Source organism: Peterkaempfera bronchialis (assembly GCF_003258605.2).
GTDB classification, from domain to species: Bacteria; Actinomycetota; Actinomycetes; order Streptomycetales; family Streptomycetaceae; genus Peterkaempfera; species Peterkaempfera bronchialis.
In genome coordinates, this window is sequence record NZ_CP031264.1 from 6,648,576 (window position 1) to 6,669,935 (window position 21,360).

Below are 21,360 nucleotides of genomic sequence, written 5' to 3' on the forward strand. Positions count from 1 at the left end.
GCGCACGGACACCGAGTCCGTGCGCCGCCCCATGTCCGAGGGCTTGCCACCCGAAGGGCCGCCGACGTCCGTGACGTAGGCTGGCGAGCCGTGGAGCCCGATCTGTTTACCGCAGCAGCCGAGGAACGCCAGGCCAGAGAGCCCGGTCGGGCACCGCTGGCCGTACGGATGCGGCCGCGCACCCTGGACGAGGTCGCCGGGCAGCGGCATCTGCTGGGCGAGGGGTCGCCGCTGCGGCGGCTGGTGGCCACCGCCCGGGGCCCGGCCGCCACCTCCTCGGTGATCCTCTGGGGGCCGCCCGGCACCGGCAAGACCACCCTGGCGTATGTGATCAGCAGGGCCACCGACCGCCGCTTCGTGGAGCTCTCCGCCATCACCGCCGGGGTGAAGGAGGTCCGCGCCGTCATCGAGAGCGCCCGCCGCGAGGTCGGCGCCTCCGGCCGCGAGACGGTGCTCTTCCTGGACGAGATCCACCGCTTCTCCAAGGCCCAGCAGGACTCCCTGCTGCCGGCCGTGGAGAACCGCTGGGTCACCCTGATCGCGGCCACCACCGAGAACCCCTACTTCTCGGTGATCTCGCCGCTGCTCTCCCGCTCGCTGCTGCTCACCCTGGAGTCGCTGACCGACGACGACATCCGGGGGCTGCTGCACCGGGCGGTCGCCGACGAGCGGGGGCTCGGCGGCGCGCTGACCCTGGCGGAGGACGCGGAGCAGCATCTGGTGCGGCTGGCCGGGGGCGACGCCCGCCGGGCGCTGACCACCCTGGAGGCGGCGGCCGGCGCGGCCCTCGCCAAGGGCGAGTCCGAGATCGGCCTGGCCACCACCGAGACGGCGGTGGACCGGGCGGCCGTCCGCTACGACCGGGACGGCGACCAGCACTACGACGTGGCGAGCGCCCTGATCAAGTCCATCCGGGGCAGCGACGTGGACGCGGCTCTGCACTACCTGGCCCGGATGGTGGAGGCGGGGGAGGACCCGAGGTTCATCGCCCGGCGGTTGATGATCTCCGCCAGCGAGGACATCGGCCTGGCCGATCCGACCGCATTGCAGACGGCGGTCGCGGCTGCGCAGGCGGTGCAGCTGATCGGCTTCCCCGAGGCCCGGATCACCCTCTCCCAGGCGGTGATCGCCCTGGCCCTGGCGCCCAAGTCCAACGCGGCCTATCTGGCCATCGACGCCGCTCTGGCCGATGTCCGCAAGGGGCTCGCCGGACCGGTCCCCGCCCATCTGCGCGACGCCCACTACGGGGGCGCCCAGAAGCTCGGCCACGGCCAGGGCTACCAGTACCCGCACGACCTTCCCGGCGGCATCGCGGCCCAGCAGTACGCCCCCGACGCGATCCATGGGCGGCGCTACTACCGGCCCACCCGGTACGGGACCGAGGCCCGCTATGCGGAGGTCGCGGAGCGGGTGCGGGGCAAGCTCGACGGGGAGTGACGACCGACGGGACCGACCGCCGACGGGACCGACCGCCGACGGGACCGGCGGCCGGGGCCGGGGTGGTCAGTGGACGGCCGCCGGGGACGGCAGCGAGGTGGGCAGGTCCCGCTGGGTGCGGATGGGCCCGAGCAGCCGGAGGGACTTGGCCAGCACCCCGACGACCAGGGTCAGCCAGAGCGAGTGGCGGACGCCCAGCACGGTGCCGAGGGTGCCGCCGAGCACCGCCGCCACCGGGATGATCCCGAACTGGAGGACCCGGGTGCTGGCGAAGACCCGGCCGAGGATGTACTGCGGCACATACGCCTGCCGGAAGCCGCTGGAGAGGACGTTGCAGACGGCCATGCCGGCGCCCGCCACCATCAGCCCCAGGGCGAAGAGGCAGAGTCGCGGGCCGGGGCCGGCCATCGGGATCAGCAGGGTGAAGGGCGCGGTTCCGAGGGCGGCCAGCAGCATGCCGTGGGCGGTGCCGAAGCGGCAGGCGACCCGGGTGACCAGCAGCGCCCCGAGGATGCCGCCGAGGCTGTCGGCGGCGGTCAGCACGCCCACCAGGCCCGGCGCGACATGCAGGTCACGGACCAGGTAGACGACATACAGGGTCATCGAGGAGGTCCAGGTGAGGTTGTCCACCGCACCGGCGACGGTGAGGACCCGCAGATAGGGGTCGCGCACCACGAAGTGGACGCCCTCGGCGATCTCGGCCCGCAGGTTGCGGCGCGGGCGCTCCCCGGTGGGCCGGACCTCGGGGGTGCGGATCCGCATCAGGCAGACGGCGGAGACCGCGAAGGAGGCCGCGTCGGCGAGCATGCCGCCCGCGGCGCCGATCGACTGGGAGATCAGACCGCCGGCGCCCGGCCCGGCGACACCGGCCACCTGGTTGCTGCTCTGGAGCTTCGCATTGGCCGCAGAGAGGCCCTCCTTGGGGACCAGGGTCGGCAGATACGCCTGGTAGGCGGCGGTGAAGAAGACGGAGGAGGCGCCGACGCCCAGCGCCACCGCCACCACCTGCGCGATGCCCAGCACCCCGGCCGCAGCCGCGACGGGCACGCTGAGCAGCAGCAGCAGGGCGACGACATCGCAGGTCAGCATGGTCCGCCGCCGGGACAGCCGGTCGATCCACACCCCGGCAGGCAGGCCGATCAGCAGCCAGGGCAGCCAGGTGGCGGCCCTGACCAGCCCCACCATGAAGGTGGACGCCTGGAGTGTGCTGACCGCGATGAGGGAGATCGCCACCCCGCTGATGCCGGTGCCCAGCGCGCTGACGGTCTCCCCGGTCCACAGCAGCCGGAAGTCGCTCCGGCGGACGGCTGCGTCGTCCTGATCGCCGGGCGGGCGGCTCTGGACAGTGGTCTGAGCGACCTCTTCGGACATGCCTGTGTACCCCCGTAGTGCCCCGGAAGAGACTTGGAGTGTACATGGCAAATCTGGAAGATCGTCAGTGGACGAATTTCATCGTGTGCGGGGCTGGATGTCCAGGGGTTGGGCGCCTGGAGTTGGACGTCCGGAGGGTGGATGCCTAGAGGGTGGCGCGGTGCAGAATCCGGTGCATCGCGGTGCGCAACTGCTCGGGTGCCTCCACCGCCCGGTCGAAGTCGAAGCGCACATCGATGAACCGCTCCTCGTCCAGGAAGCGCACCCGCAGCCCGTAGCGGTCGAGCGCGATGGGCACCACCTCCGGGTGCGAGCCGGGCAGCCGGTCGGCCACCAGGGCTCCCAGCAGTCGCAGCTGGTCGGGGTGCGAGGCGGCGAGGTGCTGGAGCAGGTCCGCCTCGTACTCGGCCAGCGGGTCGGGGGTGGCCGCCGCGAAGTCCTCGCCGCCTGCCTGGGCGGTGCCCCAGAGGTCGTCGACCAGCACCCGCTCGACCTCCAGCAGAAGCAGCCGCCATGCCACCCGCCCGCTGTACGACGCGGCGGCCTCCTCCAGGCCGAGCGTGCCGACGGAGGGGTGCCGCCGGGCCAGCAGCCGCGCATGGCCGGCGAGCCGGTCGGCGGGTACCGGGCGGAGCAGTCCGCCGGCCCAGGCCCGGCCGCGGATGCGGTGGCGCACCGCCACCGGGGCGACGTCCACCGCCTCCAGTAGCGCCCGCAGGCCGCCGTCGCGGTCGTGTGCCGCATGCCGGGCGGCGGGGGAGTCGGCGGGTGCCAGCAGCAGCACATCGCCGTCCGGCAGCACCGTGCGGACGAGCGGGAACGGCGGGCAGGGGCGGGCGAGCAGGTCGAGCCCGGGGATCTCGACGGCCGCCGACGAGGCGTGCTCGACCAGGGTGCGGGCACGTTCGGCGGGGCAGGGGGACGGGCTCGGCTCTCCGGGGTGCGGCATCGCTCCTCCTCGGGTCGACTTAGGTGAGGCTAACCTAAATCAAAGGGGCCGTCACGGAAACCCCGCCCCTGGTCGGAAGCGGCCGTCCGGGACCCGTACAATGGCGTGAAGTGCCACGTCCCGTGCACGGAGGACTCCCGGGAGACCGGGCCGTCCACCGGCGTCACCAGCGGGACCGTCGGCCGGAGCGCCGCCCCCTCGGGTGCGGTGCCTCCAGGAGCGTCGCGCACGTCCCTGTGTCGCGGGCAGCCCACCACCATCAGGCGGTGGGCATCTCGTGCGCACCGGTGCGGGCTCCGGACCGGGAAGCGGCTGACCCCCTCCGCCACGGCGGGGACGGGTTTTTCCGGACCGCGGCAGGCGACCTCCTCAACACCGGTGAGCCAGTCACAACAGAGAGGTTCGGTTCAACAGTGAACCAGGCACGTCCCAAGGTCCGGATCGCCCGCGCGCTGGGTATCCCGCTGACCCCGAAGTCCGTCAAGTACTTCGAGGCCCGCCCCTACCCGCCGGGCCAGCACGGCCGTGGACGCAAGCAGAGCAGCGACTACAAGGTCCGTCTGCTCGAGAAGCAGCGCCTGCGCGCCCAGTACGACCTCAGCGAGACCCAGCTCTCCCGTGCCTTCGACCGCGCCCGCAAGGTCGAGGGCAAGACCGGTGAGGCGCTGATCGTCGAGCTGGAGCGCCGGCTGGACGCCCTGGTGCTGCGTTCCGGGATCGCCCGGACGATCTACCAGGCCCGCCAGATGGTCGTGCACGGCCACATCGAGGTCAACGGCCGCAAGGTCAACAAGCCCTCGTTCCAGGTGAAGCCCGGCTACGTCGTCACCGTGCGTGACCGCAGCAAGGAGAAGCACCCCTTCCAGGTGGCCCGTGAGGGTGGCTACGCCGGCGAGGGCCAGACCCCGAAGTACCTCGAGGTCAACCTCAAGGCCCTGGCCTTCCGCCTGGACCGCGACCCGCAGCGTCGTGAGGTCCCCGTGATCTGCGACGAGCAGCTGGTCGTCGAGTACTACTCGCGCTGACGCGCGGGACGTCACTCGTCGTACGCGGAACCGAGCCCCCGCAGCACCCCGTGCTGCGGGGGCTCGGCCGTTTCCCGGCCCCGGACCCTTCCGGCCGGGCGCCACGGGTGCGCGGCGGGGCCCGTACCGGCGATAACGCGTCGGGAATGCGGGCAGCGGCGCGATAGGGTTCTGCCCTGCGGCCCAAGGTGTGCGCCCGACCGTTCCGCGCACCGCCGGTCCCCGCCGCGACGGGGCCCCGGCCAGGGCGGCCCCAGCAGCCGACGCAGCATACGAGGGAGCACGCAAGGTGTCCGTGGGAGAGATGGCCGGCCTGATCGTGGCCGTCTTCTGGGCCGTCCTCGTGACCCTGCTCGCCGTGGTGCTGGTGCGGCTCTCCCGGGTCCTCAAGGAAACCACTACGCTCGTCAGAGGGGTCTCCGAGCAGGCCGTACCGCTGCTGGAGGACGCCTCGGCCGCGCTGGCCGACGCCCAGCAGCAGCTGGACCGGGTCGACGAGATCACCGCCAACGTCCAGGATGCCGCGGCCAACGCCCAGGCACTCTCCTCCACCGTCGCGGCCACCCTCGGCGGCCCGCTGGTGAAGGTCGCCGCCTTCAGCTACGGCGTACGGCGGGCCGTGGCGCGGCAGCAGGGCGTGGCGGGCACGGCAGCCCTGAGAACGGCCCCGCAGGGCGACCGCGAGGCCATCGCCGCCATCGTCCGGGCCGAGGTCCGGGCGGCCACCGCCCCCCGGCGGGGCGGGCTGGCCTCCCGCATCCGGCGAGCCGTGAGGGGCTGACAGAGACCGTGCGACGCATCTTCTGGATGGCGGTCGGCGCCGGCGCCACCGTCTGGGCCATGAGCAAGGCCAACGACGCCGCCCGCCGCCTCACCCCGACCGGCCTGGCCGGCACCGCCGCCCGCGGCGCCCTCGACCTCGGCGACGCGGTCCGGCAGTTCACCGGCGAGGTACGGGCCGGCATGGCCGAGCGCGAACGGGAACTCCGCACCGACCTGGGCCTGGACGGCAGCGCCGTACTCCCGGCCCCGCCGCCCCGGCGGGCACCGGCCGCACCGCGCGAGCCGGCGGTCGAGTACCGAGCTATCGCGCCGGCCCCGGGCCTGCCCGGAGCCGGCCCGGTACGCCGCCTCGCCCCCCAGCAGAACCGACAGACACCCGCCGCCCTCGAAACGACATCCGATCCCCGCGAGGCAGGACTGCGCGGCCGACGCCCGCGCAGGGGCAGCACCCACAACCGGAAGGACCACTGATGGAGTCGGCAGAGATCCGCCGCCGCTGGCTGCGCTTCTTCGAGGAGCGCGGCCACACCGTCGTTCCGTCGGCATCCCTGGTCGCCGACGACCCGACGCTGCTGCTGGTGCCCGCAGGCATGGTGCCGTTCAAGCCCTACTTCCTCGGGGAGGTCAAGCCGCCCTTCAGCCGCGCCACCAGCGTGCAGAAGTGCGTCCGCACCCCCGACATCGAAGAGGTCGGCAAGACCACCCGCCACGGCACCTTCTTCCAGATGTGCGGGAACTTCGCCTTCGGCGACTACTTCAAGGAAGGCGCCATCACCTACGCGTGGGAGCTGCTCACCACTCCCGTCGCGGACGGCGGCTTCGGCCTGGAGCCGGAGAAGCTCTGGATCACCGTCTACCAGGACGACGACGAGGCCGAGAAGATCTGGCGCGACGTCGTCGGCGTCCCGGCCGAGCGCATCCAGCGCCTCGGCATGAAGGACAACTTCTGGTCGATGGGCGTCCCCGGCCCCTGCGGCCCCTGCTCCGAGATCAACTACGACCGGGGCCCGGCCTACGGCGTGGAGGGCGGCCCGGCCGTCAACGACGAGCGCTACCTGGAGATCTGGAACCTGGTCTTCATGCAGTACGAGCGGGGCGCCGGCGACGGCAAGGACGGCTTCGAGATCCTTGGCGACCTGCCGAGCAAGAACATCGACACCGGCCTCGGCCTGGAGCGGCTCGCCGCCGTCCTCCAGGGCGTCGACAACATCTACGAGATCGACACCACCCGGATGATCCTCGGCCGGGCCGGTGAGCTCACCGGCCACCGCTACGGCGCCGGTCAGAAGTCCGACATCTCGCTGCGCGTCATCGCCGACCACATCCGCACCGCCGTGATGCTGATCAGCGACGGCGTCACCCCCGGCAACGAGGGCCGGGGCTATGTGCTGCGCCGCATCTTCCGCCGTGCCATCCGCAATATGCGGCTGCTCGGCGCCACCCAGCCGGTCGCCCTCCAGCTGGTCGACGTCACCATCGAGGCGATGGGCCCGCAGTACCCGGAGCTCCACGAGGACCGCAAGCGGATCGAGACGGTGGCCGCCGCCGAGGAGGCGTCCTTCCTCCAGACCCTGCGGACCGGCACCACCATCCTGGACACCGCCGTCTCCGAGGCGCGCGGCGCCGGCAGCACGGTGCTGGCCGGTGACAAGGCGTTCCAGCTCCACGACACCTACGGCTTCCCCATCGACCTCACCCTGGAGATGGCCGCCGAGCAGGGCCTCACCGTGGACGAGGCGGGCTTCCGCCGCCTGATGAAGGAGCAGCGCGACCGCGCCAAGGCCGACGCCAGGGCCAAGAAGCACGGCCACGCCGATGTCTCCGCCTACCGCGAGGTCGCCGACCGCGCCGGGGCCACCGCCTTCACCGGCTACACCGACACCAGCGGCGAGGCCGCCGTGGTCGGCCTGCTGGTCGACGGCGCCTCCGCCCCCGCCGCCCACGAGGGCGACGAGGTCGAGGTCGTACTGGACCGCACCCCCTTCTACGCCGAGGGCGGCGGCCAGCTCGCCGACCACGGCCGCATCCGCTTCGACTCCGGCGCCGTGGTCGAGGTCCGCGACGTCCAGCAGCCGGTGCCCGGCGTCACCGTGCACAAGGGCTCGGTGCTGGTCGGCGAGGTGGTGCTCGGCTCGGCCGCGTACGCGCAGATCGACGTGGACCGCCGCCGCTCCGTCTCCCGCGCCCACTCCGCCACCCACCTCACCCACCAGGCGCTGCGCGACGCGCTCGGCCCCACCGCCGCCCAGGCCGGGTCCGAGAACGCCCCGGGGCGCTTCCGCTTCGACTTCGGCTCGCCGGCCGCCGTACCCGGCTCGGTGCTCACCGACGTCGAGCAGAAGATCAACGAGGTGCTGGCCCGCGAACTGGACGTCACCGCCGAGGTGATGACCATGGACGAGGCCCGCAAGCAGGGCGCCATCGCCATGTTCGGCGAGAAGTACGGCGACGCGGTCCGGGTGGTCACCATCGGTGACTTCTCCAAGGAGCTGTGCGGCGGCACCCATGTCGCCAACACCGCCCAGTTGGGCCTGGTGAAGCTGCTCGGCGAGTCCTCCATCGGCGCCGGGGTGCGCCGCGTCGAGGCGCTGGTCGGGGTGGACGCCTACCGGTTCCTGGCCCGCGAGCACACCGTGGTCTCCCAGCTCACCGAGCTGGTCAAGGGCCGCCCGGAGGAGCTGCCGGAGAAGATCTCCGGCATGCTCGCCAAGCTCAAGGACGCCGAGAAGGAGATCGAGCGGTACCGCGCCGAGAAGGTGCTCGCCGCCGCCGCCGGACTCGCCGAATCCGCCGAGTCCATCCACGGCACCGCCCTGGTCGCCGCCCGCGTCCCGGACGGCACCGGCGCCGACGACCTGCGCAAGCTGGTCCTGGATGTGCGCGGCCGACTGGGCTCCCGGCCCGCCGTGGTCGCCGCCTTCACCGTGGCGAACGGCCGCCCGCTCACCGTGATCGCCACCAGCGAGGCCGCCCGCGAGCGCGGCATCAAGGCCGGTGAACTGGTCCGCACCGCCGCCAAGACCCTCGGCGGCGGCGGTGGCGGCAAGGACGATGTCGCCCAGGGCGGCGGCACCGACCCGGCCGCCGTGGACGAGGCGATCGAGGCGGTCCGCCGCCTGGTCGCCGAGCGCGCCTCCTGATGCGCCGGGGCCGGCGGATCTCCGTGGACGTCGGGGACGCCCGGATCGGGGTCGCCTCCTGCGACCCCGACGGGCTCCTCGCCACCCCCGTGGAGACCGTTCCCGCAGGCGGCAAGGCCCGCGCCCGGATCGCCGCGATCGTCGCCGAGTACGAGGCGATCGAGGTGGTCGTCGGGCTGCCCCGCTCGCTCAGCGGCAAGGAGGGGCCCGCCGCCGCCAAGGTGCGCACCTTCGCCGGCGGGCTCGCCGCGCTGGTCGCCCCCGTACCGGTGCGGCTGGTCGACGAGCGGATGTCCACCGTCACCGCCACCCACGGCCTGCGCGCCTCCGGCGTGAAGTCCAAGAAGGGCCGCTCGGTGATCGACCAGGCCGCCGCCGTGGTGATCCTGCAGAGCGCCCTGGAGGCCGAACGGGTGAGCGGCAACCCGCCCGGTGAGAGTGTCGAGCCGAGCTGACCACCACCCCTGCCTAGCCTCACCGCAAGGGGCCTGCTGAGCCGTCCGGGCATCCGTCCGGCGACCGGCAGGCCCCTCGCACATTCCGCCCCGGGCCCCGCGCCCGGGCCCGCCGGTGAGGGGCCCCATGACCGACCAGGACTCGACCGGGGAGCCGTACCCCGGCCCCATCGACGCACTGGCGGAGCGCGCCATCCCGGACCAGGGACCCGACCCCTACCACCGCCGCCGCACCGGACTGGCCTGCGCCATCACCACTGTGCTGCTGGCCGTCATGCTCACCATCGGCGGCCTGCTGCTGCGCGGCTGGTGGACCGGACGGCAGGTCCCCGCCCCCGCCGACTACGCCGGGAGCGGCACCGGGGCCGTCCGGGTCGACGTCCCCCAGGGGGCCAACCTCACCCAGATCGGCCGCCTGCTGCTGGACGGGGGCGTGGTGGCCAGCGTCCAGGCGTTCACCCGGGCCGCGATGAGCGACCCCAAAGCCGTCTCCATCCAGCCCGGCGACTACGCCATGCACCGCCGGATGTCCGCCCGGTCGGCGCTGTCCATCCTCACCGACCCGGCCAACGCCGGCGGGCTGGTGATCCCCGAGGGGCTGCGGGCCGCCCAGATCTTCGCGGCGATCGACACCCGGCTCGGCCTCCGCCCCGGCTCCGCCGCCGCCGAGGCCCGCCGCGACCCCGCCTCGCTCGGCCTGCCCCCGTACGCCGGCGGCCGGCTGGAGGGGTTCCTCTTCCCCGCCCGGTACAGCGTCGCCAAGGTCACCTCCGCCGAGGCGCTGCTGCGCACGATGGTCGCCCAGGCGAGGACCGAGTACGCCGCGGACGCCATCGGCACCGGCACCGCCGCGTACCAGGTGGTCGTCATGGCCAGCCTGGTGCAGGCCGAGGCCCAGGCGCCGGCCGACTTCGGCAAGGTGGCCCGGGTGATCCGCAACCGGCTGGACCGGGGCATGCCGCTCCAGCTGGACTCCGCGCTCAACTACGCGCTGGGCCGCACCACCCTGGACACCACCCACGAGGACACCAGGATCGAGACCCCGTACAACACCTATCTGCACCCCGGCCTCCCGCCGACCCCCGTCGGCAACCCCGGCCATGCCGCGATCCGGGCCGCGCTGCACCCCACCCCGGGGAAGTGGCTCTACTTTGTGACCGTCAAGCCGGGCGATACGCGTTTCACGGACAGTTACCGCGAGCAGCAGCGCAACGTTGCGGAATTCAACCGCTACCAGCAGCAACACAGCAGCTCACCGGGGTCGGGGGCGCACTGAGCCGGTTCCGTACCGCCGTACCCTGCGTTCACCCGGTTGCGGTACGGTAACGTCTCCCAGCAGTCTGGTTTGGCTAGTACGCCGGTTCGAGCTGGAGCACGGGACGTCGTCCCGGACGGTCGGCGGGGATGCCGACCGTGTCCGTCGGTATAAGGGGATCGATGACTGACCTGGGGCGGGGGTACGGCTCCCAGCCGTGGAACGCGGGAGACCCGCTGTACGGTGATGTGCCCGCGCAGGGTGGCGTCCCGGGCGGCTACGGTCAGCAGTCCTCGTACGGGGGCTACGGTCAGGGCCAGGGCCAGGGCCAGGGGCACGGTCAGCAGCAGGGGTGGCAGCCCGACCCGTACGGTCAGCAGCCGCCGCAGCAGTATCCGGGCAACTGGCAGCAGCCGCAGGACCCCTACACCACCGGGCAGCAGCCGCAGTATCCGCAGCAGCAGTACCCCGGCCAGCAGCCGCCGCCGCAGCAGTATCCGCAGCAGCAGCCCCCGCCGCAGCGCACCCCACCGCCGCCGCAGCAGCCCCAGCAGCCCCAGCCCCAGCAGCAGCCGCCGCAGAACGACGGCTTCGACTGGGAGGCCGAGGCCGCCGCCCTGGACGCCCCGCCCGCCGAGCCGGCCCAGGAGGAGCCCTGGGAGGAGGAGCGGCCCGAGGACGGGGAGCTCGAAGGCGCGTTCTTCGGCGACCAGGACGACAGCCGGGGCGCCGAGCGCCGCCGCAAGCAGCAGGGCAAGAAGTCCGGCATCCGCAACAGCGGCGCCTGCCTGGTGGTCTCCCTCGTCCTGGTCGGCATCCTCGGCGGTGGCGGCTACTACGGCTACACCTTCTACCAGGGCCACTTCGGCCCGCCGCCGGACTTCACAGGCAAGGGCACCGGCTCGGTCCAGGTCGAGATCCCGGACGGCGCCAGTGGCACCCAGATGGGCGTCGAGCTGAAGAAGGCCGGCGTGGTCAAGAGCGTCGACGCCTTTGTGAAGGCGTACACCGCCGAAAAGAAGGCCGTGAACATCCAGGCCGGCTTCTTCACCATGCCGTTGCAGATGTCGGCGGCCGAAGCGGTGAAGTACCTGGTGGAGTCGGCCGGCGGCAATGTGCTGCTGATCCCGGAGGGCCGCCGCGCGACCGAGATCTACGCGATGATCGACGCCAAGCTCAAGCTGAACAAGGGCACCACCGCCAAGGCGGCCAAGGCCAACGTCAAGGCGCTCGGGCTGCCTTCCTGGGCGGAGGGCAATCCCGAGGGGTTCCTCTTCCCGGCGCGCTACCCGGTGGGCAAGGACACCAAGCCGCTGGCCCTGCTCAAGCAGATGGTCGGCCGGGCCAATGACGAGTTCACCAAGCTGGGCTTCGCCGACGGGTACAAGAAGGACGGTCTGAAGTCGCCCTACGAGCTGCTGACCGTCGCCAGCCTGGTCCAGGCGGAGGGCCTCAACTCCGAGGACTTCGGCAAGATCTCCCGGGTCGTCTACAACCGGCTGAAGCCCGGCCAGACCGAGACCAACGGCTTCCTCCAGTTCGACTCCACCTACAACTACGCACGCGGCAACCGGACGCTGCATGTCAGTGCCGCGGAGATGCACGCATACAAGAGCGACATCAACACGTACTACCGCCCGGGGCTCCCCGCCCAGCCGATCAGCAACCCCGGCGAGGAAGCGCTGCAGGCGGCGCTCAACCCGACCCCGGGCCCCTGGTACTACTTCGTCTCCATCACGCCGACCGACACCCGGTTCGCAGCCACCAGCGCGGAACACGACAAGAACGTGGAACTGTTCAAGCAGGAGCTGTCAAAGAACGGGGCCAGTGGATGACCGCCTCCCGTCGCGCGGCCGTCCTCGGCTCGCCCATTGCGCACTCGCTCTCGCCGGTGCTGCACAACGCCGCCTATGCCGCGCTCGGCCTGGACGGCTGGAGCTACGGCCGCCATGAGGTGGACGAGGCCGCGCTGCCCGGCTTCCTGGCCTCGCTGGACGTCGAGGGCGACGGCTGGGCCGGGCTCTCGCTCACCATGCCGCTGAAGCGGGCGGTGATCCCGCTGCTGGACGAGGTCAGCGAGACCGCCCTGGCCGTGGACGCCGTCAACACCGTGGTCTTCACCGCCGACGGCCGCCGTACCGGGGACAACACCGACATCCCCGGACTGGTCGCCGCCCTCGCCGAGCGCGGCATCACCCGGGTCGAGCAGGCCGCCGTACTGGGCGCCGGGGCCACCGCCTCCTCCGCGCTGGCCGCGCTGGCCCGGATCTGCACCGGTGAGGTCACCGCCTATGTCCGCAGCCCCGAGCGGGCCGCCCAGATGCGGGATCTCGGCGACCGCCTCGGGGTGGCCGTCCGCACCGCCCCCTGGGAGCGGGCCGCCGATGCGCTCGCCGCGCCGCTGACCATCTCCACCACCCCGGCCGGCGCCAATGACGCCCTCGCCCACGCCGTCCCCGCCGAGCCCGGCGCGCTCTTCGACGTGCTCTACCACCCCTGGCCCACCAAGCTCGCCGCCGCCTGCGCCGAGCGCGGCGGCACCGTGCTGGGCGGCCTGGACCTGCTGGTCCACCAGGCGGTCCTCCAGTGCGAGCGGTTCACCGGCATCCGCCCGGCCCCCCTCGCCGCCATGCGCGCCGCCGGGGAGGCGGCCCTCGCCGGCGGCTCCTGACGTGTCCGTACAGCGGACCGTGCCCCGCAGCGCCTGCCCGACGTGAAAGGATCGGAGGGAGGACGCGCTGTGACGGCCCCGGCCGGGCCGATGACAAAGGAGCACCGTTGAGCAGGTTGCGCTGGCTGACGGCGGGGGAGTCGCACGGCCCCGCACTCGTCGCGACGCTGGAAGGGCTGCCCGCCGGCGTTCCGATCACCACGGACATGGTGGCGGACGCGCTGGCTCGGCGTCGGCTGGGCTATGGGCGCGGCGCGCGGATGAAGTTCGAGCGCGACGAGGTGACCTTCCTCGGCGGCGTACGGCACGGGCTGACCCTGGGCTCCCCGGTGGCCGTGATGGTGGGCAACACCGAGTGGCCCAAGTGGGAGCAGGTGATGTCCGCCGACCCGGTGGACCCCGAGATCCTGGCCGGGCTGGCCCGCAATGAGCCGCTGACCCGGCCCCGCCCCGGGCACGCCGACCTGGCGGGCATGCAGAAGTACGGCTTCGACGAGGCCCGGCCGATCCTGGAGCGCGCCAGCGCCCGGGAGACCGCCGCGCGGGTCGCCATCGGCACCGTGGCCCGCTCCTACCTCAAGGAGACCGCCGGGATCGAGCTGGTCTCGCATGTGGTGGAGCTGGGCGCGGCCAAGGCCCCCGCCGGGGTGCTGCCGCTGCCGTCCGACGAGGCCCGGCTGGACGAGGACCCGGTGCGCTGCCTGGACGCCGACGCCTCCAAGCGGATGGTCGCCGAGATCGACCAGGCGCACACCGACGGCGACACCCTCGGCGGTGTGGTGGAGGTGCTGGCGTACGACGTGCCGCCGGGCCTCGGCTCGCATGTGCACTGGGACCGCCGCCTGGACGCCCGGCTGGCCGCCGCGCTGATGGGCATTCAGGCCATCAAGGGCGTGGAGCTTGGCGACGGCTTCGACCTGGCCCGGGTACCCGGCTCGCAGGCCCATGACGAGATCGAGCCCACCCCGGAGGGGATCCGCCGCCGCTCCGGCCGGTCCGGCGGCACCGAGGGCGGCCTGAGCACCGGTGAGCCGCTGCGGGTCCGCGCCGCGATGAAGCCCATCGCCACCGTGCCCCGCGCCCTGGGCACCCTGGACGTCCGCACCGGCGAGCCCGCCAAGGCCCACCACCAGCGCTCCGACGTCTGCGCGGTGCCCGCCGCCGGGATCGTCGCCGAGGCCATGGTGGCCCTGGTGCTCGCCGACGCGGTGGCGGAGAAGTTCGGCGGCGACTCGGTCGCCGAGACCCGCCGCAATGTCCAGGGCTACCTGGACCACCTCACCATCCGCTGAAGGGCGCTGTGACCGTGACCGAGAACCCGTCGTCCGGCACCCCGCTGGTGGTGCTGGTGGGGCCCATGGGGGCAGGCAAGACCACCGTCGGCCGGCTGCTCGCCGAACACCTAGGGGTGTCCTTCCGGGACACCGACGAGGACATCGAGCAGCGCGCCGGACAGCCGATCCCCGACATCTTCGTCGACCACGGCGAGGAGCACTTCCGCGCCCTGGAGGCGGCTGCCGTACGGGACGCGCTGGCCGCTCACCCGGGCGTACTGGCCCTCGGCGGCGGGGCGATCCTGGACCCGGCGACCCGGGCCCTGCTCGCCGCCCACCCGGTGGCCTTCCTCGACGTGGGCGTGCACGACGGCGTCAAGCGGGTCGGACTGGACGCGCCCCGCCCGCTGCTGGCGATCAACCCCCGGGCCCGCTGGCGCGAGCTGATGGAGGCCCGCCGCCCGCTCTACCTGGAGGTGGCCCGCGCCGTGGTCGCCACCGACGGCCGCGAGCCCGCCGAGGTCGCCGACGCCGTCCTCGAAGCCCTGGAGTTGAAGACCGTATGACTGGCACACCTGTCCGCATCCCCGTCGGCGGGGACGCCCCGTACGACGTCCTGGTCGGCAGCCACCTGCTCGGCGAACTGCCCGGCCTGCTCGGCACCAAGGCCCGGCGGGTCGCGGTGATCCACCCCGAGGCGCTGGCCGCCACCGGGGAGGCCATCCGCGAGGACCTGGCGGCGCAGGGCTATGAGGCCATCGCCCTCCAGGTGCCCAACGCCGAGGACGCCAAGAGCGCCGAGGTCGCCGCGTACTGCTGGTCGGTGCTCGGCCAGACCGGCTTCACCCGCAGCGACGCCGTGGTCGGCGTCGGCGGCGGCTCCACCACCGACCTGGCGGGCTTTGTCGCCGCCAGCTGGCTGCGCGGGGTGCGCTGGGTCGCCATGCCCACCACCCTGCTGGGCATGGTGGACGCGGCGGTCGGCGGCAAGACCGGGATCAACATCGCCGAGGGCAAGAACCTGGTCGGCGCCTTCCACCCGCCCGCCGGGGTGCTCGCCGACCTGGCGACCCTGGAGACGGTGCCGCGCCATGACTACATCAGCGGCCTGGCCGAGGTGATCAAGGCCGGGTTCATCGCCGACCCGGTCATCCTGGACCTGGTGGAGGCCGACCCGCAGGGCGCCACCACCCCCGCCGGTCCGCACACCCTGGAGCTGATCGAGCGGGCCGTACGGGTGAAGGCCGAGGTGGTCTCCGGCGACCTCAAGGAGTCCGGCCGCCGCGAGATCCTCAACTACGGCCACACCCTGGGCCATGCCATCGAGCGCAATGAGCGCTACAAGTGGCGGCACGGCGCCGCCGTCTCCGTCGGCATGGTCTTCGCCGCCGAACTGGGCCGGGTCGCCGGGCGGCTGGACGACGCCACCGCCGACCGGCACCGGGCCGTACTGGCCTCCGTCGGCCTGCCGCTGACCTACCGCGCGGACGCCTGGCCCCGGCTGCTGGACGCCATGAAGATCGACAAGAAGTCGCGGGCGGACATGCTGCGCTTCATCGTGCTGGACGGCCTGGGCAAGCCCGCCGTGCTGGAGGCCCCCGACCCCTCGCTGCTGGTCGCCGCGTACGCGGAGGTGGCCGGGTGACCGCCGTCCTGGTGATCAACGGGCCCAACCTCGGCCGCCTCGGCAGCCGCGAGCCGGACGTCTACGGCTCCACCTCCTACGCGGGCCTGGTCGAGCGCTGCACCGCGCTGGGCAAGGAGCTGGGCCTGGAGGTGGAGGTCCGGGAGACCAATGACGAGGGCGAGCTGATCCGCTGGCTGCACGAGGCCGCCGACGGCCGGATCCCGGTGGTGCTCAACCCCGGCGCCTTCACGCACTACTCGTACGGGATGCGGGACGCCGCCGCGCAGCGCACCGCGCCGCTGATCGAGGTGCACATCTCCAACCCGTACACCCGCGAGGAGTTCCGGCACACCTCGGTGGTCGCGGGGGTCGCCTCCGGCACCGTCGCGGGGTTCGGCATCGGCTCCTACGAGCTGGCCCTGCGGGCCCTCGCCGAGGGGCTGACCAGCGGCTGACCTGTCGTCAGTACCCGGGCGCGGGCCCGGTGGCGGACTGTGCCCGCCACCGGGCCCGCGTGTATTGTCCGCGCCGGAGGTGTCCGTGACGCAGCATGCCGGGGGAGCACCACCGCCCCCCCATCCGCCCACCCCGTACGGCACGGGAGCACAGGGCCGACCGCCCTTGCCGCCCGCCGGACCGGGTGCGGGCTGGCCTGCTCCGCACCACCCCCAGCAGCAGCCCCACCCCCACCCCCAGCAGCCGCAGCAGCAGCCGCACCCCAGCAGCCGCCCCGTCCGCCGCAGTACCCGCAGACCGGCCACCACCCGGCGGTGCAGCCCCCCGTGCCCACCCGCCCCCGGTACCGGCCGGGGCCACCGGGCACTTCCCGCTGCCGCCGGGCACCGCCGCCCAGCTCCCCGCCCCCGCCGCCCGGCCGCACCCGCATGCCCCGGCCGGGCCGATCGCGGTGCTGCTGATCGGACCGGCCGGGGCGGGCAAGACCACCGTCGCCCGCCACTGGGCCGAGCTGCGCACCACCCCGACCGCCCACATCAGCCTGGACGACGTCCGCGAGTGGGTGCGGGCGGGCTTCGCCAACCCCCAGTCGGGCTGGAACGACCACTCCGAGGCCCAGTACCGGCTGGCCCGCCGCACCTGCGGCTTCGCCTGCCGCAACTACCTGGCCAACGGCATCTCCTGCATCGTCGACGACGCCGTCTTCCCCGACCGCCCCGCCATCGGCCTCGGCGGCTGGAAGCGCCACCTCGGCCCCGGCGTGATCCCGGTGGTGCTGCTGCCCGGCCTGGAGTCGGTGCTGGCCCGCAACGCCCGCCGCAGCGGCACCCGCCGGCTCGGCGACGAGGAGGTCGCCCGCATCCACGGCCGGATGGCCGGCTGGTACAACTCCGGGCTGCCGATCATCGACAACAGCCGGCTGGACGTCCAGGCCACCGCCGCCGCCCTCGACCAGGTGATCGCCGCCCGGCTGGCGGGCCTCCCTCCCCGGTAGCCGCCCGCAGCACCCGGCAGCCGCCCGCAGTCGCCGGTACGGCGCAGCACGGCGGGCCGCCCGGAGCCCGCGCACGTACGCTGCCTGCATGGCCGATGTGCACGCAGCCCGTCGTGAACGCCTCCGGGACAGGTGCGGGGCCCTGGCCGCCGACGCCGCGCTGGTGACCCGCCCGGCGAACGTGTGGTACCTGACGGGCGCCGAGCCGGACGGGGCGGCGCTGCTGCTCACCCGGGACCGGGCGGTGCTCGCCGTACCGGAGGAGGTGCCGCAGGACGCCGAGGGCCTGCTGCTCCAGCAGCCCGAGGACGTCCAGCGGCTGGAGGTGCCGCCGGGCGCCGACCCGGCGGTGTCGGCGGCCACCGCCGCCGCCCGCTACCGGGTCGCGGTGCTGGCGGTGGAGGAGCACGACCTGACGGTCGCCCGCCACCGGGCGGTCGCCGAGGCCGCCGCCCCGGCACGCCCCACCGACCTGGACCGGGCGGTGGAGCAGCTGCGCCTGGTCAAGGACGAGGAGGAGATCACCGCCCTGCGGATCTCCGCCGAGATCGCCGACCAGGCGCTGGGCGAGCTGCTGGAGTCCATCCTGGTGGGCCGGACCGAGCGGCATCTGGCTATGGAGCTGGAGCGCCGGATGGTGGACCACGGCGCGGACTGCGCCGCCTTCCCGGTCTCCATCGGCACCGGGACCCACGCGGGCCTGGCCGGGCATCTGCCCACCGACCGCAGGGTGGAGGAGGGCGACTTCCTCACCGTCGCCCTGGGCGCCCGCTACCGGGGCTACGGCGCGTCGGCCGCCCGGACCTTTGTGATCGGCACCGCGCCGGCGCAGTGGCAGATCGATCTGCACGCGGTGGTCTTCGCCGCCCAGCGGGCCGGTCGGGAGGCCCTGCAACCAGGCACTCCCTGCCATGAGGCGGACCGTGCGGTGCGGGAGGTGCTACAGGCGGCAGGCCATACGGAGGCCCCGCCGAGGCCGGTCGGACACGGCGTGGGACTGGAGATCGCCGAGGAGCCGCGACTCGGACCCGGGGACATGGGTAAACTGGACGCTCGTGTGCCGGTCACCATCGGCCCGGGGGTCCACCTTCCGGGTCGGGGCGGTGTCCGGATCGAGGACACACTCGTGGTCCGCCCCCTCGGAGAGGGCGGTCCCGAGCTGCTCACCATCACCACCAAGGAGCTCCTCGCCCTGTGATCCCGCAGGGGGCCGACAGGCCACACACCCTTGGTTCCTTGACAGCTATATGCAGGAGTTAGTGCGACCGTGGCGACCACGAACGACCTCAAGAACGGCATGGTGCTCAAGCTCGACAATGGCCAGCTCTGGTCTGTCGTCGAGTTCCAGCACGTCAAGCCCGGCAAGGGCGGCGCCTTCGTCCGCACCAAGCTCAAGCACGTGCTCTCCGGCAAGGTGGTCGACAAGACCTTCAACGCCGGTACCAAGGTCGAGACGGCCACCGTGGACAAGCGCGGTATGCAGTTCTCGTACAAGGACGGCAGCGACTTCGTGTTCATGGACACGGACACCTTCGAGCAGATGCCGATCAGCCCGGAGGTCGTGGGCGACGCCGCGAACTACCTCCTGGAGGGCTTCGAGGCCGTCGTGGCGATCTACGAGGGCCAGGCGCTCTATGTGGAGCTGCCGGCCTCCGTCGAGCTGGTGATCGAGTACACCGAGCCCGGTGTGCAGGGCGACCGCTCCACCGGCGGCACCAAGCCGGCCCGCCTGGAGACCGGCTACGAGATCGCCGTGCCGCTCTTCATCACCACCGGCGAGAAGGTCAAGGTCGACACCCGCGACGGCGGCTACCTCGGCCGGGTGAACAGCTAACCGTGTCCGCAGCACGCAGCAAGGCCCGCCAGCGCGCCTTCCAGATCCTCTTCGAGGCCGACCACCGGGGCGTCGACCCGCAGGGCGTCCTCGCCGACTGGGTGCGCCGTGCGCGGGAGCCCAAGCCGGACGAAGGCGTCCCGCAGGTGGGTGAGTACACGATGCGGCTGGTCGAGGGGTATGCGCAGCACGCCGCTCGGATCGACGAGCTCATCTCGGGTTACTCGGTCGGCTGGACCCTGGACCGCATGCCCATCGCCGACCGCAACATCCTTCGGCTCGGCGCCTATGAGCTGATCTGGGAGGACGACGTCCCGGACGCGGTCGTCCTGGACGAGGCGGTCGAGATCGCCAAGGAGTTCTCCACCGACGAGTCCCCGGCGTTCGTCAACGGCCTGCTCGGCCGGCTCAAGGAACTCAAGCCCTCCCTGCGCCGCTGACCGCCGCAGCCTCCCGAAGGCCCGCTGCGGAACCCTCCCGGGGTTCCGCAGCGGGCCTTCGGCCGTGTCCGCCCCCAGCTGCCCCGGGAGCCGACGCCAGACGGCCGGGGCGGCCCGCAGATCGCCTGCGGGCCGCCCCGGCCGTCTCGGTGCCGGGAGCGTCAGACGGAGTCGTCCTCGCGCACGGCGCGGCGCGCGTCAGGGTTGAGCACGCCCCAGCTGATCAGTTGCTCGGTCAGGATCGACGGCGACTGGTCGTAGATCACGGCCAGGGTGCGCAGGTCGTCCTGCCGGATGGAGAGGACCTTGCCGTTGTAGTCGCCGCGCTGGCTCTGGATGGTCGCCGCGTAGCGCTGCAAGGGACCGGCCTTCTCCGACGGGACCTGCGCCAGGCGCTCCAGGTCGAGCACCAGGCGCGGCGGAGGCTCGGCGGCACCGCCAGGGGTGCTGCCGGGGAGCAGCTCCTGTACGGGCACGCCGTAGAACTCGGCGAGCTCGGCCAGGCGCTGCACGGTCACGGCGCGGTCGCCGCGCTCGTACGACCCGACCACCACAGCCTTCCAGCGCCCCTGGGACTTCTCCTCGACGCCGTGCAGGGAGAGGCCCTGCTGGGTGCGGATCGCGCGGAGCTTGCCCCCGAGCTGTTTCGCGTAGTCGCTGGACATTGGTCTCCCCGGACAAGATAGAGATGGTGACTGACCGGTACGGCTGGCCCGTTCGATGCCCGGTCCGTAACTCACTGTGAGGTTACGCAGAGTAATATGCGTTCGTCAAGCCGAATGGGGCAGCCGTGCGAATATGCGGGGGCGAGACCGTGGATTCCGCCGCTCCGCCCCTCTGAGCTGCGGCTTCACCGAGCGGGCCGGTCCCCTCCGCCGACCTCGGAGCCGCCCTGGTACGGTTGACAACGGCCTGCCCGGGGATCCCGGAGGCCACTCCAGACATCCTTTAAGGCCCGTCCTGTGAGGCGGGGAAGGAGGTCCGCTTCGGCATGACCGCATCCCATGACGAGGGCGCCGCGCTGCGCGCCCCCCACCAGGTCCTCGACGAGTCCGACATCGCCCGGGTGATCACCCGCATCGCGCATGAGATCGTCGAACGCGCCAAGGGCGCGGAGGACGTCGTCCTGCTCGGCATCCACACCCGCGGCGTCCATCTGGCCCGCCGGCTCCGCGCCAAGCTCGCCGCCATCACCGGCCGGGACATCCCGCTGGGCGCGCTCGACATCACCATGTACCGGGACGACCTGCGCCTGAAGCCCGCGCGGGCCCTGGAGCACACCGAGATCCCGCCCGGCGGCATCGACGGCCGCCTCGTCGTCCTCGTCGACGACGTGCTCTTCTCCGGCCGGACCATCCGCGCCGCCCTGGACGCGCTGAACGACATCGGACGGCCCCGCGCCGTGCAACTCGCCGTACTGGTCGACCGAGGCCACCGCGAGCTGCCGATCCGCGCCGACTATGTGGGCAAGAACCTGCCCACCTCGCTGCGCGAGGCCGTGAAGGTCCAGCTCGCCGAGACCGACGGCGGCGACGCCGTCCTGGTCGGCGACCGCGACTACGCCGCCCGCTCCTCCCAGGCTCTCGCCGCCGAGGAGCCCGCCGCCGATGCCCAGCAGCCGTCCGCACCGCACCTCCCGGAGTAATACC

At 73.0% G+C, this 21,360-nt stretch carries 21 protein-coding genes; 18 read left to right on the top strand and 3 right to left on the bottom strand.

Annotated elements, in window-relative coordinates; all coding sequences use genetic code 11:
• The first annotated feature begins 90 nt into the window (after positions 1 to 90).
• A complete protein-coding gene (locus C7M71_RS28355; RefSeq protein ID WP_111491222.1) occupies positions 91 to 1,437 on the top strand; it encodes a replication-associated recombination protein A in 1,347 nt (448 codons plus the stop codon).
• A gap of 66 nt (positions 1,438 to 1,503) precedes the next feature.
• Here C7M71_RS28355 and C7M71_RS28360 read toward each other — a convergent pair whose 3' ends face one another.
• Both C7M71_RS28360 and C7M71_RS28365 read right to left on the bottom strand, forming a co-directional pair.
• Positions 1,504 to 2,808, bottom strand: a complete 1,305-nt coding sequence (locus tag C7M71_RS28360) for an MFS transporter (RefSeq protein WP_111491223.1) — start codon at positions 2,806 to 2,808, stop codon at positions 1,504 to 1,506.
• A 145-nt stretch (positions 2,809 to 2,953) separates the two neighbouring features.
• Entirely contained in the window at positions 2,954 to 3,757 is an 804-nt protein-coding gene (locus C7M71_RS28365; protein WP_229758976.1) for a DUF2470 domain-containing protein, read from the bottom strand.
• Positions 3,758 to 4,170: 413 nt separating this feature from the next.
• Between C7M71_RS28365 and rpsD the strand changes: the two genes are divergently transcribed.
• The 16 genes from rpsD to nusB all read left to right on the top strand — a co-directional run bounded on the left by rpsD (position 4,171) and on the right by nusB (position 19,711).
• The gene (rpsD, locus tag C7M71_RS28370; protein ID WP_111490706.1) at positions 4,171 to 4,782 is read left to right on the top strand and encodes a 30S ribosomal protein S4; all 612 of its coding nucleotides are present in this window, start codon (positions 4,171 to 4,173) and stop codon (positions 4,780 to 4,782) included.
• Between the two features lie 289 nt (positions 4,783 to 5,071).
• Entirely contained in the window at positions 5,072 to 5,563 is a 492-nt protein-coding gene (locus tag C7M71_RS28375; protein WP_111490707.1) for a DUF948 domain-containing protein, read from the top strand.
• Positions 5,564 to 5,571: 8 nt separating this feature from the next.
• Complete coding sequence (locus C7M71_RS28380; protein ID WP_111490708.1) at positions 5,572 to 6,036, top strand: DUF6167 family protein; 465 nt, start codon at positions 5,572 to 5,574, stop codon at positions 6,034 to 6,036.
• Positions 6,036 to 8,705, top strand: a complete 2,670-nt coding sequence (gene alaS / locus C7M71_RS28385) for an alanine--tRNA ligase (protein WP_111490709.1) — start codon at positions 6,036 to 6,038, stop codon at positions 8,703 to 8,705. Before C7M71_RS28380 ends, alaS begins: the two co-directional genes overlap by 1 nt.
• The gene (gene ruvX, locus C7M71_RS28390; RefSeq protein WP_111490710.1) at positions 8,705 to 9,160 is read left to right on the top strand and encodes a Holliday junction resolvase RuvX; all 456 of its coding nucleotides are present in this window, start codon (positions 8,705 to 8,707) and stop codon (positions 9,158 to 9,160) included. The genes alaS and ruvX overlap by 1 nt, the downstream gene beginning before the upstream one ends.
• A 127-nt stretch (positions 9,161 to 9,287) precedes the next feature.
• A complete protein-coding gene (gene mltG / locus C7M71_RS28395; protein WP_229758977.1) occupies positions 9,288 to 10,436 on the top strand; it encodes an endolytic transglycosylase MltG in 1,149 nt (382 codons plus the stop codon).
• Between the two features lie 161 nt (positions 10,437 to 10,597).
• Entirely contained in the window at positions 10,598 to 12,250 is a 1,653-nt protein-coding gene (mltG, locus tag C7M71_RS28400) for an endolytic transglycosylase MltG (protein ID WP_111490711.1), read from the top strand.
• Positions 12,247 to 13,086, top strand: a complete 840-nt coding sequence (locus tag C7M71_RS28405; protein ID WP_111490712.1) for a shikimate dehydrogenase — start codon at positions 12,247 to 12,249, stop codon at positions 13,084 to 13,086. The genes mltG (C7M71_RS28400) and C7M71_RS28405 overlap by 4 nt, the downstream gene beginning before the upstream one ends.
• A gap of 107 nt (positions 13,087 to 13,193) precedes the next feature.
• Entirely contained in the window at positions 13,194 to 14,378 is a 1,185-nt protein-coding gene (gene aroC / locus C7M71_RS28410) for a chorismate synthase (RefSeq protein WP_111490713.1), read from the top strand.
• Positions 14,379 to 14,443: 65 nt separating this feature from the next.
• Positions 14,444 to 14,926, top strand: a complete 483-nt coding sequence (locus C7M71_RS28415; protein WP_111490726.1) for a shikimate kinase — start codon at positions 14,444 to 14,446, stop codon at positions 14,924 to 14,926.
• Entirely contained in the window at positions 14,923 to 16,005 is a 1,083-nt protein-coding gene (aroB, locus tag C7M71_RS28420; protein WP_111490714.1) for a 3-dehydroquinate synthase, read from the top strand. Before C7M71_RS28415 ends, aroB begins: the two co-directional genes overlap by 4 nt.
• Positions 16,002 to 16,442, top strand: a complete 441-nt coding sequence (aroQ, locus tag C7M71_RS28425; RefSeq protein ID WP_111490715.1) for a type II 3-dehydroquinate dehydratase — start codon at positions 16,002 to 16,004, stop codon at positions 16,440 to 16,442. Before aroB ends, aroQ begins: the two co-directional genes overlap by 4 nt.
• Positions 16,443 to 16,627: 185 nt before the next feature.
• Positions 16,628 to 17,437 carry an AAA family ATPase gene (locus tag C7M71_RS28430; protein ID WP_229758978.1) on the top strand — a complete coding sequence of 270 codons (810 nt, stop codon included), beginning with the start codon at positions 16,628 to 16,630 and terminating at the stop codon, positions 17,435 to 17,437.
• An 88-nt stretch (positions 17,438 to 17,525) separates the two neighbouring features.
• Positions 17,526 to 18,635, top strand: coding sequence for a M24 family metallopeptidase (locus tag C7M71_RS28435; protein WP_111490717.1), 1,110 nt, complete (start codon positions 17,526 to 17,528; stop codon positions 18,633 to 18,635).
• 69 nt (positions 18,636 to 18,704) lie between these two features.
• Entirely contained in the window at positions 18,705 to 19,271 is a 567-nt protein-coding gene (gene efp, locus C7M71_RS28440) for an elongation factor P (RefSeq protein WP_111490718.1), read from the top strand.
• A 2-nt stretch (positions 19,272 to 19,273) separates the two neighbouring features.
• A complete protein-coding gene (gene nusB / locus C7M71_RS28445) occupies positions 19,274 to 19,711 on the top strand; it encodes a transcription antitermination factor NusB (protein ID WP_111490719.1) in 438 nt (145 codons plus the stop codon).
• Positions 19,712 to 19,872: 161 nt separating this feature from the next.
• Here nusB and bldD read toward each other — a convergent pair whose 3' ends face one another.
• Entirely contained in the window at positions 19,873 to 20,376 is a 504-nt protein-coding gene (bldD, locus tag C7M71_RS28450) for a transcriptional regulator BldD (RefSeq protein ID WP_055588805.1), read from the bottom strand.
• A 326-nt stretch (positions 20,377 to 20,702) separates the two neighbouring features.
• Here bldD and pyrR point away from each other — a divergent pair, with 326 nt between their 5' ends.
• A complete protein-coding gene (gene pyrR / locus C7M71_RS28455) occupies positions 20,703 to 21,356 on the top strand; it encodes a bifunctional pyr operon transcriptional regulator/uracil phosphoribosyltransferase PyrR (RefSeq protein WP_111490720.1) in 654 nt (217 codons plus the stop codon).
• The last annotated feature ends 4 nt before the right edge of the window (positions 21,357 to 21,360 follow it).

Bases quoted from the DNA above. Each gene is read 5' to 3' on its own strand.
- C7M71_RS28360 (WP_111491223.1), bottom strand. From the start codon at position 2,808: ATGTCCGAAGAGGTCGCTCAGACCACTGTCCAGAGCCGCCCGCCCGGC.
- C7M71_RS28365 (WP_229758976.1), bottom strand. From the start codon at position 3,757: ATGCCGCACCCCGGAGAGCCGAGCCCGTCCCCCTGCCCCGCCGAACGT.
- alaS (WP_111490709.1), top strand. From the start codon at position 6,036: ATGGAGTCGGCAGAGATCCGCCGCCGCTGGCTGCGCTTCTTCGAGGAG.
- ruvX (WP_111490710.1), top strand. From the start codon at position 8,705: ATGCGCCGGGGCCGGCGGATCTCCGTGGACGTCGGGGACGCCCGGATC.
- mltG (WP_229758977.1), top strand. From the start codon at position 9,288: ATGACCGACCAGGACTCGACCGGGGAGCCGTACCCCGGCCCCATCGAC.
- mltG (WP_111490711.1), top strand. From the start codon at position 10,598: ATGACTGACCTGGGGCGGGGGTACGGCTCCCAGCCGTGGAACGCGGGA.
- C7M71_RS28405 (WP_111490712.1), top strand. From the start codon at position 12,247: ATGACCGCCTCCCGTCGCGCGGCCGTCCTCGGCTCGCCCATTGCGCAC.
- C7M71_RS28415 (WP_111490726.1), top strand. From the start codon at position 14,444: ATGGGGGCAGGCAAGACCACCGTCGGCCGGCTGCTCGCCGAACACCTA.
- aroB (WP_111490714.1), top strand. From the start codon at position 14,923: ATGACTGGCACACCTGTCCGCATCCCCGTCGGCGGGGACGCCCCGTAC.
- C7M71_RS28435 (WP_111490717.1), top strand. From the start codon at position 17,526: ATGGCCGATGTGCACGCAGCCCGTCGTGAACGCCTCCGGGACAGGTGC.
- bldD (WP_055588805.1), bottom strand. From the start codon at position 20,376: ATGTCCAGCGACTACGCGAAACAGCTCGGGGGCAAGCTCCGCGCGATC.
- pyrR (WP_111490720.1), top strand. From the start codon at position 20,703: ATGACCGCATCCCATGACGAGGGCGCCGCGCTGCGCGCCCCCCACCAG.